Annotated in this window: 15 protein-coding genes and 1 pseudogene; 5 read left to right on the top strand and 11 right to left on the bottom strand. The window is 36.2% G+C overall.

The window, feature by feature from the left end:
• Positions 1–55: 55 nt before the first annotated feature.
• The gene (locus HU830_RS06440; protein ID WP_176942949.1) at positions 56–1,633 is read right to left on the bottom strand and encodes a peptide chain release factor 3; all 1,578 of its coding nucleotides are present in this window, start codon (positions 1,631–1,633) and stop codon (positions 56–58) included.
• A gap of 80 nt (positions 1,634–1,713) precedes the next feature.
• Between HU830_RS06440 and HU830_RS06435 the strand changes: the two genes are divergently transcribed.
• Positions 1,714–2,175 carry a hypothetical protein gene (locus tag HU830_RS06435; protein WP_176942948.1) on the top strand — a complete coding sequence of 154 codons (462 nt, stop codon included), beginning with the start codon at positions 1,714–1,716 and terminating at the stop codon, positions 2,173–2,175.
• Here HU830_RS06435 and HU830_RS06430 read toward each other — a convergent pair whose 3' ends face one another.
• On the bottom strand, positions 2,176–2,946 hold the full coding sequence (locus HU830_RS06430) for a DNA/RNA non-specific endonuclease (protein ID WP_176942947.1): 771 nt from the start codon (positions 2,944–2,946) through the stop codon (positions 2,176–2,178).
• Between HU830_RS06430 and HU830_RS06425 the strand changes: the two genes are divergently transcribed.
• Positions 2,938–3,477 carry a methylated-DNA--[protein]-cysteine S-methyltransferase gene (locus HU830_RS06425; RefSeq protein ID WP_194946737.1) on the top strand — a complete coding sequence of 180 codons (540 nt, stop codon included), beginning with the start codon at positions 2,938–2,940 and terminating at the stop codon, positions 3,475–3,477. The two genes, HU830_RS06430 and HU830_RS06425, sit on opposite strands and share 9 nt — an antisense overlap.
• Before the next feature lie 79 nt (positions 3,478–3,556).
• Here HU830_RS06425 and HU830_RS06420 read toward each other — a convergent pair whose 3' ends face one another.
• Entirely contained in the window at positions 3,557–4,093 is a 537-nt protein-coding gene (locus HU830_RS06420) for a DUF402 domain-containing protein (RefSeq protein WP_176942946.1), read from the bottom strand.
• Between the two features lie 76 nt (positions 4,094–4,169).
• A complete protein-coding gene (gene recX, locus HU830_RS06415; protein ID WP_176942945.1) occupies positions 4,170–4,952 on the bottom strand; it encodes a recombination regulator RecX in 783 nt (260 codons plus the stop codon).
• 60 nt (positions 4,953–5,012) lie between these two features.
• Between recX and rlmD the strand changes: the two genes are divergently transcribed.
• Positions 5,013–6,398, top strand: coding sequence for a 23S rRNA (uracil(1939)-C(5))-methyltransferase RlmD (gene rlmD / locus HU830_RS06410; protein WP_194946736.1), 1,386 nt, complete (start codon positions 5,013–5,015; stop codon positions 6,396–6,398).
• 86 nt (positions 6,399–6,484) lie between these two features.
• Positions 6,485–6,649 (top strand): helix-turn-helix domain-containing protein, encoded by a 165-nt coding sequence (locus HU830_RS06405; RefSeq protein ID WP_176943016.1) that lies wholly within the window; start codon positions 6,485–6,487, stop codon positions 6,647–6,649.
• A 65-nt stretch (positions 6,650–6,714) separates the two neighbouring features.
• Here the strand turns inward: HU830_RS06405 and HU830_RS06400 are convergent, their stop codons facing one another.
• The 7 genes from HU830_RS06400 to HU830_RS06370 all read right to left on the bottom strand — a co-directional run bounded on the left by HU830_RS06400 (position 6,715) and on the right by HU830_RS06370 (position 12,289).
• A complete protein-coding gene (locus HU830_RS06400) occupies positions 6,715–7,392 on the bottom strand; it encodes an ATP-binding cassette domain-containing protein (protein ID WP_176942944.1) in 678 nt (225 codons plus the stop codon).
• A gap of 4 nt (positions 7,393–7,396) precedes the next feature.
• Positions 7,397–8,149, bottom strand: a complete 753-nt coding sequence (locus tag HU830_RS06395) for a hypothetical protein (protein ID WP_176942943.1) — start codon at positions 8,147–8,149, stop codon at positions 7,397–7,399.
• Positions 8,150–8,178: 29 nt separating this feature from the next.
• Positions 8,179–9,213 carry a YcaO-like family protein gene (locus HU830_RS06390; protein WP_176942942.1) on the bottom strand — a complete coding sequence of 345 codons (1,035 nt, stop codon included), beginning with the start codon at positions 9,211–9,213 and terminating at the stop codon, positions 8,179–8,181.
• 23 nt (positions 9,214–9,236) lie between these two features.
• A complete protein-coding gene (locus HU830_RS06385) occupies positions 9,237–10,277 on the bottom strand; it encodes a hypothetical protein (RefSeq protein WP_176942941.1) in 1,041 nt (346 codons plus the stop codon).
• On the bottom strand, positions 10,247–11,020 hold the full coding sequence (locus tag HU830_RS06380; protein WP_176942940.1) for a SagB/ThcOx family dehydrogenase: 774 nt from the start codon (positions 11,018–11,020) through the stop codon (positions 10,247–10,249). The genes HU830_RS06385 and HU830_RS06380 overlap by 31 nt, the downstream gene beginning before the upstream one ends.
• Positions 11,013–11,876, bottom strand: coding sequence for an McbB family protein (locus HU830_RS06375; protein WP_176942939.1), 864 nt, complete (start codon positions 11,874–11,876; stop codon positions 11,013–11,015). Before HU830_RS06375 ends, HU830_RS06380 begins: the two co-directional genes overlap by 8 nt.
• 158 nt (positions 11,877–12,034) lie before the next feature.
• Positions 12,035–12,289: a hypothetical protein gene (locus tag HU830_RS06370; protein WP_176942938.1), complete on the bottom strand. Its 255-nt coding sequence runs from the start codon at positions 12,287–12,289 to the stop codon at positions 12,035–12,037.
• A gap of 241 nt (positions 12,290–12,530) precedes the next feature.
• Here HU830_RS06370 and HU830_RS06365 point away from each other — a divergent pair.
• Positions 12,531–13,355 (top strand): annotated as a pseudogene (locus HU830_RS06365) (IS30 family transposase).
• Positions 13,356–13,756 lie beyond the last annotated feature (401 nt).

Below are 13,756 nucleotides of genomic sequence, written 5' to 3'. Positions count from 1 at the left end.
TAATCTTAAAAAGACCTTGCTGATCAACAGCAAGATCTTTTTTAATTAGTAATCTCTATAGTTTAGCGGTTAATTTAACATCGGGGTACTTATTTTCGAACCAACGTTCAGTAAATTGATTTTCAAATAAAAATAATGGTTGGTCGGCTAAATCTTTCACCAACAGGCTCCGACTCGAAGACATCTTGGGATCCAATTGCTCGGGATCAATCCAGCGGGCAATCCGACTTCCGATAGTTTCCATAACAACTTCGGTATTATACTCATTTTGCATCCGAAACTTAAAAACTTCAAACTGCAATTGGCCCACGGCCCCCAAAATATAATCATTAGTCTGATAATTACGGTAGAGTTGGACTGCTCCTTCTTGGACTAACTGTTGCATCCCTTTATGGAAAGACTTTTGCTTCATCACATTCTTGGCCGTAACCCGCATGAAGATTTCTGGAGTAAATTGTGGCAAGGCAGGATAAGTGATCTCTTTTTTACCCGTATAGATCGTATCTCCAATTTGGAAATTACCGGTATCATAGAGACCAACAATATCCCCCGCTACTGCTGACTGCACCTGTTCTCTTTGGTCGGACATAAATTCGGTGGCATTATTCAAACGCAAGGTCTTTTGGGTTCGCTGTAAGGTAACGTCCATCCCTTTTTGAAATTCTCCCGAAGCAATTCGGATAAAAGCGATTCGATCGCGGTGTTTGGGATTCATATTAGCTTGAATTTTAAAAACAAAGCCAGAAAATTCTGGATCCGTGGCCGCCAAAGATTCTCCGCTAGCTAGTTCGTGGGCACTAGGAGCGGGGGCCAAATTAATAAATTCATCTAAGAAAGTTTGCACTCCAAAATTGGTTAAAGCTGAGCCAAAGAAAACCGGGGTTTGTTCTCCACGAGCCACCTTTTGGGCATCAAAGGGATTGCCGGCAGTTTCCAAGAGTTCAATTTCCTCTAAAGTTTGCCGATATAGACTATCTTGAGTTAACGGTTCCGAATCCGGCAAATGACCAGCAGCATCGAGCTCTAAAAAGCGTCCACTTGCTTCTCTGGGGTGGTAAAGTTCAATTCGATTAGCTCGTAAGTCATAAAGACCCTGTAAGTTTTTTCCACTTCCCATGGGCCAATTAAAGGGGCAACCCTCAATATCTAATAAATCTTCTAATTCACCAATTAAATCAAGGGGCTCCCGGCCGTCACGATCCAACTTATTCATGAAAGTAAAAATTGGAATACCCCGTTTTTTAACAACTTGAAACAACTTTTTAGTCTGCGCTTCAATCCCTTTAGCTGAATCAATAACCATCACCGCTGCATCAACCGCCATCAAAGTCCGATAAGTATCTTCCGAGAAATCCTCATGTCCGGGGGTATCTAGAATATTGACATGCTTTCCTTGATAGTCAAATTCCATCACGGAACTAGTGACGGAAATTCCCCGCTTTTTTTCAATCTCCATCCAGTCTGAAGTCGCAAAATTACCAGTTTTTTTACCTTTGACGGTTCCTGCGCTGCGAATTACTCCACCAAAAAGTAACATTTGTTCAGTAATCGTAGTTTTTCCGGCATCGGGATGAGAAATGATCGCGAAAGTTCGCCGTTTTTGGACGACAGTTGTTAATTGTTGCTGTTCCATATTTTTTGCCTCATCTTCTTTTCAAGTTTAGACAAGCAGCCCAATTTAGGGTAGGATAAAAGCTACAAGGAGGGGCTTGCATGTCCAATAAAAAAATCATTATTATTTATACTTTTTTATTTATTATTCCTTACATCTTATGTCTGGCCTTAATCGCTACCGGCTATAACGCCCTTGTCAATCATTATAACAGTTGGTGGCGATTAGTTATCTGTGCTTTTGTGGGTGCCTTATTAATGACCGCCGTCAAATCGATTGCTCACCGGCCGGTCAAGATAATTAGTCATCGAACTACTAATTATTTCTTAAAAACGGTTATTAATTTTTTTAACATTGATTATCGACCTTACAGTCTCTACTGTAATTTTGGAGTTGATTGGAGTCTAACTCTCGTCAGTGTCTATTTATTACGGCACCTTTTTACTCGACCACAAATTCAAGGTCAACTGACAGGCTGGTTAATTGCCCTTTTGATCATCAGTCTTGTTTTGGCTTCCAATTTAGAATACCAAACTTTGAGTATTGATCCGCAACAAAAGTAATTAATTATGCTGTATTATACTAGTCCCATTTCGATAATTCAAAGTTACCCCTGCTTGGACATTGAAGATATAAATATTAAACTTAATATCCTCATCTTCCACTGATTGCCCTTGGAGGTGCACTCCACGAGCCAAAAGTTCTTGATTGCGAAAAATTGGCTCCACCTCATAGCGAATATGGTGGTGAGTTTGTTTCAAATAATGGGCCATTTGATTTTCATAATAGGCCATCGCCGGATCATTCAAGGCTCGCGTTCCAGTCATTAAATTCTTAGGATTATTATTTTGTCCCGTTAATTGGAAGCCCAACAAGTGACAACGATTATACAACCAAAATTGGCGGCTTCCTTGGCGAATCTTCTTATTATGATAAGCCGTTGGCCGAATATATAAGCGTTCTCGGGGCGCAGTAGGCATTAGATCAACACCCAAAAGCGCCTCAGCAGCTGTCGCCCGATTAAGATTATCCAAATTACCATATTGCGCCCAACTTCCCTGCTGTAAAGACAAATCTTGAGCAGTAAAAGTGGGCCGATTCTGGTTAACAGCGACCACCTGATGTCCTTGATAAGTCCAATTGGCCAAGGACTGCTTAGCCTGTTGGCTAGTCGCTGAAGCTGGTTGAGCCACTTCCGTTCGCGTTAGTTGCGTTGGAGTTTTACTGGTTTTTTGTTGACCAATTCCCCAACCAACAATTACTAGAATAATTATTACAGCCCAACGAGACCAAATACTAGTTGGGAAAGCTTTCTTTTTGCGCCGTTGCGGCATTTTTTCTCCTCTAATCTTTTTAAAAGTTGGTGTTCAAAGATTTTTTATCAACAGTTAGTTCCGGGTCCCCTAGAAGACTTGACCATCATTGCCGATGATCAAAAATTATATGGGATCTGGTTTCAAGGTCAAAAATATTTTGCGGCTCATCTGCCTCTAGCAGAAGTAGCACCTCAAGCTAATCAACTTACTCAGCAAACCGCCCTTTGGTTACAACAATATTTTGCCGGTCAACAGCCGACCCAAACGCTCCCAGCTCTGGCTTGGGAGCAATTGACTCCTTTTCGCCAACGAGTAGGGCATTTACTATGCCAAATCCCTTATGGTCAAACTTGTTCTTATCAAGATCTAGCGCAACAGCTAGGAGGCTTTAACTACGCTCGCGCTGCAGCCCGAGCCGTCGGCCATAATCCTTTTAGCATTATTGTTCCCTGTCACCGGGTTTTGGGAAAAGATCATTCTTTAATCGGTTATGCTGGGGGCCTAGCCCAAAAGCGCTGGCTCCTCGATTGGGAGCAAGCCCACTGTTAAATTACCCCAGTTAACTTCAATTAGTCACAGAAAAAGGTATTGATGCTAAAAAGTCATCAATACCTTTTTACTACGCTAACTAACCGCGATAGAGCAACTCTTGATAACGTTGATACCAAAGATTTACATAGCTTGGAGCAAACGGTCCCTTTTTTTGATCGACCCAACTGAGCAATAATTCCGTACTAGCCTTAAGAATTTGATCAATTTCTGGAGGATAATGCCACATTTGTTGATGCAAGGCATACTCATCCACATCGAGCAATCGCTTTTCACCATCCGGAAAAACTTTGACATCTAAGTCATAATCCACATACTTGAGGGCTTCTCGGTCTAATACAAAAGGTGTCGCCAAATTACAATAATAATACGGCCCACTATCTCGTAACATGGTAATAATATTAAACCAATAATGTTTATGAAAATAAACCAAGGCTGGTTCATGAGTTACCCAACGATGATGATTCGATTCGGTAACTAAAGTATGGTTATTACAACCGATAATCTCGTTTTCGCTAGTCTTTAAAACCATTGTTTCTCGCCAAGTTCGATGTAAGTGACCGTCATGCTTATAACTTTGGATGGCTATGTAATCTCCTTCTTTAGGAACTTGCATAGATCAAACCTCCGCTCTCTCAGCGTAAACACTCACCCTTTAAATTATAGCAGAGCCCGAGATTGAAGACACCATATTAAGCCAAGTCTTCCAAAACTTGCCGGATATCAGCACTCTTAAATCCCTGGCGGAGTAAAGTTGCGTAAAGTTTTTGCCGACCTTGATCCTTCTTTTGATAACGTCGCCACAATTTTTGGACTTTCTCTTGCAGCAATTTTTGTTCTTGGTTAGCATCCTTTTGCCAAATCAAATTATCAAAAATAAAGGGCAATAAATCACGGGAATAACCGACCTGGAGAAGTCGTTGTTGAATTTTTATGCGCGTTTGCTGAGAACTTCTTTGGTGAGCTTGACGAACCACCTTTTGCGCCAGCTTCAAAGCATTCTCCGCTTGCAATTCTTCAGTATAGAGCTTTAAAGCGCTACTAATTACTGCGGGAGTTACTTTTTTAGACTGTAATTTACGTTGAATTTTTTGCGGTCCATCAAGGGTCGTTTTAATCGCAGTCCGGATAAAACTTTCCGCATAGGCTTGATCGTCCAAATAGCCCAATTCTTGCAAACGAGTGATAGCTTGCGTAATAGTTTCTGGGGCAAATTCTTGCTCCTGCAAGTGCTGTCGCACTTCCGCTACACTCCTTAACTGATAACTCAAAAAATCCAACGCCTTATTATAAGCCTGTTCTTGACTATCAGCTGCCTGTAGTTCTTGGACTAGTTGGGCGTCTAACTCGAGACCCTTCGCTAATTGATAGCGCGTTAACACGGCTTCACTGACCGCAAAAGCGTACTGGCCTTCAAGAAAAATATTATAACGACCGCGACGTTTTTGGGTCGTAATTTTAGTGATTTGCGCCATAATCCACCTCCTCCATGCTATACTCAATTTAATAATAACAAAAAAAGGACTTCAATTATCTTGCCAGTCATCAATGAACATTTAAAAATTGGTCAAACAATCACCCTCACCATTAAGAAATTAGGCATTAACGGTGAAGGAATTGGCTATTGGAAAAAAACTTTAATTTTTGTTCCTTGGGCTTTGCCCACAGAAACGATTCAGTGTCAAATTACCCAAGTTCAAGCTAATTTTGCGCGCGGCAAATTACTAAGTTATCAAAAACCTGGTCCCCAGCGTAATTTGCAAGCCCCAGCTTTAGCACAACAGGTTGGCGGTCTCGAATTGGCCCATCTAAAATATCCGGCCCAATTGCACTATAAACAAGAAATGATTGCCGAAGCTTTCCGGCATTTTCATTTACCGCAATGGCGCCACTACGATATCCGGCCCACAATTGGGATGGAAGATCCTTGGCATTACCGTAATAAAGCCCAATTTTCCATTCGCCAACAAGATGGGCATTTAGTTTGTGGATTATTTCAAACGGGAACCCAAACGGTGGTCGACTCTTTAGAAATGCCAACCCAAAGTTCCCTCACCTTGCATATTTTACAACAATTATTGTCGATAATCAGTCAACTGCAGCTCCCAATTTATGATCCCCAACAAAATTCGGGGATTTTAAAAACCTTAATCGTCCGCCAAGATCAAGCTGGCAGTCAAGCACAACTAACTTTCGTTACCAATTCGCGCAAACTTCCACGAAAAAGAGAGCTGCTAGACCAGATTCAGGTCCAAATTCCCGAAGTTACGGGGATTTTTCAAAACTTTAACCCAGGAAGTACAAGTCTTATTTGGGGAAACGAAACCAAGAAACTTTGGGGACAAGACTATCTCACGGAGACCCTCGGAGACTATCAGTATCAACTATCTCCCCGGGCTTTCTTCCAACTTAATCCTCATCAAACTCTCAAACTCTATGCTCAAGTTCGCCAAGCTCTAAAACCGCAAACCAACGATATTGTTGTCGATGCTTACGCCGGAGTGGGGACAATTGGCATTAGTCTCGCCCATCAAGTGCAACAAGTTCTCGGATCCGAGATTATTCCGGAAGCCGTTGCCGATGCTAATTTGAATGTCCAACTCAATCAACTTTCAAACATTAATTACGAACTAGGAGCAACGGAAGAACTCTACCCTCAGTGGCTCCAGCAGGGAATCCGCCCAACCGCGGTTGTCGTCGATCCTCCTCGAACCGGTTTGGCAACCAGCTTGAGTAACTATCTTCTCCAATCACAACCCGCTAAAATTGTTTATACATCCTGCAATCCCGCGACTTTAGCTCGGGATCTCAAACTTTTAAGCAAAAAGTATCGGATTGACTTTATTCAGCCTCTGGACATGTTTCCACAAACACCTCATGTTGAAAGTGTCACCCGGCTAACCCTGCGGACGAAAAAATAAACCAGCAAAGCAAAAAAATAAATTTAACTGGTAAAATCTTCTAGGAAAAATTATAGGTCTAAATATAGTTTGAGCTTAAGTTAAAGATCGCGCACAAATATCTTGCGGGAGAAGGCAGCGTAACTTATTTATCAAAGAAACACGGAATCAAATCTCAAATACAAGTGAGAAATTGGATCAACGCTTATCGAGAGTTTGGTGAAGTAGGAATTTTGTTTTTTGGGCAGTATATCTTACTTACCATTAGATAGTTCTATAATATGTGTAGTGCTAATTGATTTTTAACTAGGCATAAAATGTTCTAATCATGAAAGAGTTAATTTTGTGAAAAGAACTGTAAGAACTCATTATATTGATTGTGTTCAATAAATTCATCTTTGTCCGCTTCGAATTGAATCTTTTGATTGTTCAATAATGAAACCTTGAAATTATTGAAATATCTAAAGTCTCGAATATCATGCGTAACTATCAAATAGGTTCTTTCAGGATGAGACTTGATAACCTTAAATAGTGATGCCGTATTTTTACGATCAAGGAAAGCAGTCGGTTCATCAAGAACGATTAATTCTCTTTCTACTTGTAGGAAGAGAATCAGCTGAGCAATCTTTTGATTTCCACCTGATAATGCTGAATAGTATTTATCCCAGTTCTCTTGCAAAAAATCAAATGTATAGCCATCTACTTTTGTTCTAATATACTCTAAAGTTAATGAAGACATACCATATTCAATTCCTAGTATTAATTCTGCTAAGTCTTTTACTTTTATTGAATCTAAAACGGGCAACATTTGATTCAGGTACAGAAATTTTTTTGAGTTTATTGGTTTAATGTTAGATTTTTTAAATCCTAAAATTACATCAATTAATGTTGTCTTTCCAGAACCATTCTTTCCAATTAAAAAATTGATTTCTTGATCTTCTATGGAAAAGTTAATTTTGTTAAAAAAAGGGACTGAACTTTTCTTGAACGAATATGAAATGTTTTTAAATTTCAAATAATCACCTCTCTACTGGAATTATTAACATTTTTTGGTAACTGATTACGCCTACTATTCCTGTTAGAAGAAGAACAACAACATATGTTTGCAAAAAATTTCTAATAGGAACAATATTTGTCAAAAATCCAAAAGTATCTGTTGTAAAAAATACTGGATTAAATAGGTTCATGAGAACGTTGGACAAGGCAATGTCGTATTGGTTTATTAGCGCGGATGATACTACTAGTAATGCAATCATTACAACATTCGCCAGAATAGGAATTGTCTTTTGCCTCATTGGAATACTAATTAAAGGCAAGCAAATATTAACAAGCGGAATATATGTGATAACAATGAGCTCTAATAACTTAAAAAAAATAACAAAAAAATTCATTTTAAATAGTAGTGTACATACTATCCCAGTAAAAAACATTATGACCAGTAATACCATGAAATTAACTATCAACTTACTCATGATAAAAACTGATTGGTTTGATACTAACGAATAATATTGTTTAAAATAGCCTTGTTCTCTTAAAACAGCAATATCCATAACTGAAAAAATAACATTAGAAAAAATAAGCCAAGAAATCCAAGGCAAAACATATCTATTAAAATCAACTATGGAAATCTGTTGAAACATTAATTGTTTCGACTGTATTATCAACATTATAATTGGAAACAATGCTGAGTAGACAAAGACAAATTTATTGTCATATGCTACTTTAAAAAAGTATTTCGTATAGATTTTCACTTGTGTAAAATATTTTTTCATTTCTACCTCCCTATATATCAAGTAACCACTTAAGGAAAAGGAATCGGATCAAAGCATTGTTTATTCAAGGCTTTATCGATTAAATATGAATCTCTTTCTTGTTCTGGTATCTTTGGAGGATACATGTGTGAGTATCCTCCAAAACTAGTTATAATCTTAAATTCTTTTATTCTTGGATCTTTAGTCATAATTGCAACTGCAATTATATGAATATGATGCATATTTTCATTAATAGATAAACATTCCCAAAAGTCTGTTGTATTCGTTCTTTTATTGACAACAGGAATCTTTGGGGATACTTTGAATAAAAATGCATAGATTCGTTTAAGCTTTTGTGGACTAAGTTTTAGATACGCTTCTTCATTTGAATTTTTATCAAAAATTGCTATGTTTTTGTTCCAACTTATTTTTAGTGGATCCCGGCCAGCCAATCCTTCACAAGCTTCCCTTAGTGCATTTGCAATTGCAGATTGAAGATTATCACTGGAACCTAAGCCCACTGCTTTCATCTTTGAGCTTATTCCCATAATAAATATTACATGCACACCTTTAAATATAGAAATCTCTGCTATTGATATTTCATTAAACGTCTTTTCCATCATTTTATAATAAGTACTAGTTATTAAAGAGGATCCTAAATCACTCTTTTCAAGAGACTTTCCACTTTCTTGATTAATCCAATGAAAAATAAAACTTTGTCTCTCATAAAATTCTAGAAGGGCTTTTTTTAATGCGTGCTTGGAATCACTAAATGATGCGACACCTGATGAATCACCATATTCGCTATTTCCAAAGTATACTTTACTAGAATCAACAGCCACTACTTCTTTTGTAGTAAGTCTAATGCCGATGAGATTTGGTCCCTTCTTTTCAAAAAGAGGCACTCTCTCATTGAATTCCGAAATACCGCTTAATAGGGATTGTGTGCAAGAAGTGCTCACTCCATGTCCAATTAAATTAGTAATATTTTTACTAGATACAATGGTTTCATTAAGCTGTTTTCGAAAAGTAGATCTATAATAGTAAAACTCAACATTTGTAAACAATTTATTATTCAGATACATAGCATATTACACCTCATCATATTTTATCTGACAATCAAGTTCGGATAATCACGTAGTGAACCATCTGTTAACTGTAAAGTCATCTTATTAATTTTTTTTTCGACATTTAAAACGTCTTTGTTAGGCAGACCATTATATAGATCAGCTGAATAGGCTAGTATAGTAGTTAAACGTGCAATAGAACAGGTCTCTGGTAGTAACCCTATTTCTAAGGTACTTACCCATTCAGGAATGCTAGCAATTATTTCTTTTACGTTGTAGTCTTTATCTTTCTGAATAGAATAGTTTCTAGAATTTTTGGATTTAATAAACCGTAGTCCGTCATCATTTTCTCTCCAGTAGTTTTCTGGAAAAATGTTTTTATTTAATAAATGTCTAGTATGATCAGCCCAACCCAATACTATAGCTTCCTCAACAGAATCTTCAATAGCTGTATTTAAAATACAGTTACCAGAAACTCCTGCTGAATAATAATGATTGTCTAATGTACTTAATAAAGTTATGACCGTGTGAACTTTACCAAAATCGACACAGTATACATCAGCATGTAGTTTTTTGGATTTTAAAAGGTTTAGAGTGTGAGTTGAAATGGCATTAATCTCAATCGATGAAACATTTTTTCCATACCAAAATAAAAATAGGGCATTTTTTTCAATTAATTCAAGAATAGCTTTTTTTAGTAAAAATTCTGTCGATAATGAGCTTGCACTTCCAGTAGTGTCAGAATATGTTTTAACTCTTAAATCAAAACCAAACTTACTTTTAAATTCTGATTTCCATTTCTTAGTTATTAAGTCGTAAACCTTGATTTTTCCCTCATTAGCTGTATTTAAAATCATTCCTTTACGTTCTAATGATTCACTAAATGCTTTTAAAAAAGCAATCTTTTTTGAATAAGAACAAGCATTTGATCCACTCGGACCACAGATGTCACCCACCTTATTTTTTCCATAATAATAATACTGAAAATAGACATCTGGATTAAACATTGTTTGATTAATGTTAAACTTATTATCCCTATATCCCGAAAACATTAAATCACTCCAAACCATTGAATCAAACATATTGGCATATCTCTGACACTTAAATTTGAAGCATATGTTAATTCGATATCGTCAAATGCTGAATAGCAGTATTCTCCTATTCCTAGTTCAATGCAGGTTTCTCTGAAAGCTTGAGCCATTAATCCTACCTCTATCAATGAATGCCTATATCCACGTAAACCATACTTTGCTATTGAGCCATCGAAATTTACAGCATAACCAATTGCATATCGACTTGTTAAAATATCCTCCTTTTTCATAGCGCCGAAAGCATCAAGTAGATCTTTATCTTGACAAATAGCACTTTTTATTTTTAGTAAATCATACTTATTAGCATCATAAACATATATACCGTTATTTAATTCCTTTGAATCTCTAAAAACATACATAATTGGTATAACCGTGAATAAACCACCAGCAGATGGATACCTCCTAGAGTAATTCATTTCATTAGATCCAAATGCTGTATTTAAAAGTTGCTTTAACTTATCCAAATTAATGTACTCGTCTTTATATTCTCGTATACTACCCCTGTTTGAAATGCTTTTTGGTTGTCCAAATGGAACCTTTTTACTATAAATTGATGGTAAATAAGAACTGTTGCTACCCGAGTTCTCTTTTACCCAATTAATTTCTGAATTAGATAAATTCCCCATCAAGTTGTCCCGATTAATCCAAACGGTCTTGTTGTGGAATTTTCTAAGAGTTTTTCCAGTAATAATATTTCTATTATTTTGATTGATATTTTTCCATTTATCATTCATAACAATCACACATTTCCCAATGAATAGCAGATTCATGCATTACAGTATTATTTAGGGTATCTAATTTAAAACAGTCCAATATATTTGCAACTTTATTGTTTTTTTGTAATCTTATTGGATCATCGATAAAAATAAACTGTTCAAGTATGAAATGTATCATCGCTAAGATTTTTACTGACATACCGAAATCAACTTTTGTAGCTATTTCAAATCCTGAATTTGAGTTGTAAAGTTTATCTACTACTTGTTGATATGATATCTCATCAAACATTTCGATTCTCTCTTGATCTTCAATTTCGGATTTTACACATTTGTAACAAGGCACATGCCATGAAGCTCTGTACAAATTATTAAAGTAAAAGTTATTATTGTATGGATAACTCAATAACCATAAGCTATCATATTTTTTTACCAATTTATAGATAGTGTCAACTAATTGCCTATCTAGAGGATTAATAAAGGTTACAAGTAATGTATGTGAATCAAGGGAAATATTTTCTATATCTTTAAGATATTGGAAATTATTTTGATTAAACGATTCCGTTTCCTGGTCAAATAATTTTGAAATGATTTTATCATTAGAAAACATCACAATTTTATTCACATTAAAGTTATAATCATTATTTTCTTGAATAATATAATTATCTTCTAAGAAAGCTATTGCCTCGTCTCCAAAGTGGGGAAAGAATTTTAAAATATCTTTTTTAGAAATATTTATAATAGTACTATGACAATCCAAAAAGTTTAAAAAATCCATCATATTTTTGTTTTCTATACGTACGATGCCGCTTTGGCTCTGAACGATACTATATCCGGCTGCCTCATTGTAAATAACAAAACTCTTTACTTTATACAAGATAACTCCTCCAAATAAAAAATAAGAGTTTAGGGCACCCCCAAACTCTTATTGCATCTTCGAATAATGCATGGTTGAACCGTGCTACTATCTATCTATTTTGAGATTATATTCGGTAGTACTTGAATTCTTAACCTATTCTGTAATAACAAAAAAATTTAATCGTTTTTAATGTTATCTGCACCACCGAAGCTACAGCAACAAGCAACAACAACTCCACCATCATTCATGCGAAGAGCTTTTGCTTGTTTGTTTGCAAAAATAGTAGTACCAAATGGAGACTTTCTCGGCACTTGATTAGTAGGCTCATGATTTGTAAAAGCACCTATCTTAGCACGATAAATGCCCAATCCTTGTTTTTTTACTGTTACATCTTCTACTGAATTTAGTCCAACGTTAAAAGTGTTTTCCATATTAAACATCCTCTCGATTTTATTTTGCTTTTTAAGCAAAAAATAGCCATAAATCAATTACAAAACAATACAATTTTAATTATCCAAAGTAATTTTATTTTAATAAGACTAGTGTTTGTCTAGAAATTATTTAAGTAGGGTAGATTCTATAATTAATCTGAACGATAATTTAATCTAAAAACCCAAAGTAATTTCTTTACAATGGTAGTTCCCACAACGGCCTTGAAAGCAGAAATTTACTTTGTGCTCTTCTGCTTTATCACAATTTCAGCGCAGCGCAATTGCCAGTTCTTTGCCTCAAGGAAAAGTTAGGCTTTTATCGCTCGAGATTTGGGTGTCGCCAAATCGACCATTTTTTATGAGCTACAACGTTTCCAGCCTTACGATCCTGAACTAACCCAAGCGGATGCTGATCGAAAGCGACGCCACTGTGGACGTAAATCACCACTAACTCCACAGCATAAACAACCAGTGGAACATTATTTCGACTAACTTGGTCACCAGAACAGGTCGCTCACTATCTAAACATAGCTACGGCCTCAATCTATAACTGGTTAAATCAAGGCCAGTTGATTATTCAATTCAAGAGCTTCCGGACCAAGGACAGCGGCAAAAGAAAAAGCAGGAAACTCGCGGACAATATCCAACTGGAACTAGTATTGAAGAGCGTCCACTGGTAGTCAATCAACAGCAAGAATTCGATTATTGGGAAACGGATACGATGCTTTCTCCTCAAGGACATGAACCTTGCTTAGTAACCTTTATTGAACGCAAAAGTCGACTTTTATGGGCAATCAAAACCAGCAGTTGTTCTGCCAGGGCTTTAAACCAATCTTTTATGCAGTTCATGCAGCGTTTTGGTACTAGTGTTCGTAGTTTAACTGCTGATCGAGGCAGTGATGTATACTTCAATCGTAAATTGCATTGGCTTTTCCTTAAGGAAACTAAATCTCAAACAGTTAGCAATGATCAGGTTCTTGAAGCCTTAGAACTAATTAATTATCACCCCTTAAAAATTTACCAGTATCAAACTGCCATTGAAGTTTTTAGGACTTATTTGGATTAAACATGTGATCTGCCCAACTATAAAAATCCCAAGGACTTTGCTTTGCTAAAATTAACCAGACATTACAATACTAGATAAGCCAGTTACTTGATCAATTCGTGAATTTGTAATTAAAACTTTTTCAATTGTCGCCGCTTTTGATTTAGTAGAATTCATAAAATTCAAATTACCTAAGGGCTTAATATTAGCAATATCTAAATTTAACTCATTTTTAATAATGAAACCCTCCTTTATTTTTAATGATTATTATTTTACACATAAGAACCGTTAGGTCAATAGTCAATTCACTGATCGTTTAAAAAAATATTATTAGTAAATAACCATGATATAGATATTCAGCAACTAAGTGTAGTGTCTTCTTAAGAGAATTGCGAGAGGGAGTTTGTATAAAGAAGCGTATC

It is taken from the genome of Bombilactobacillus apium, assembly GCF_013385145.1.
In the GTDB taxonomy this organism is placed as follows: Bacteria; Bacillota; Bacilli; order Lactobacillales; family Lactobacillaceae; genus Bombilactobacillus; species Bombilactobacillus apium.
This window is presented reverse-complemented; position numbering and strand designations above follow the sequence as displayed.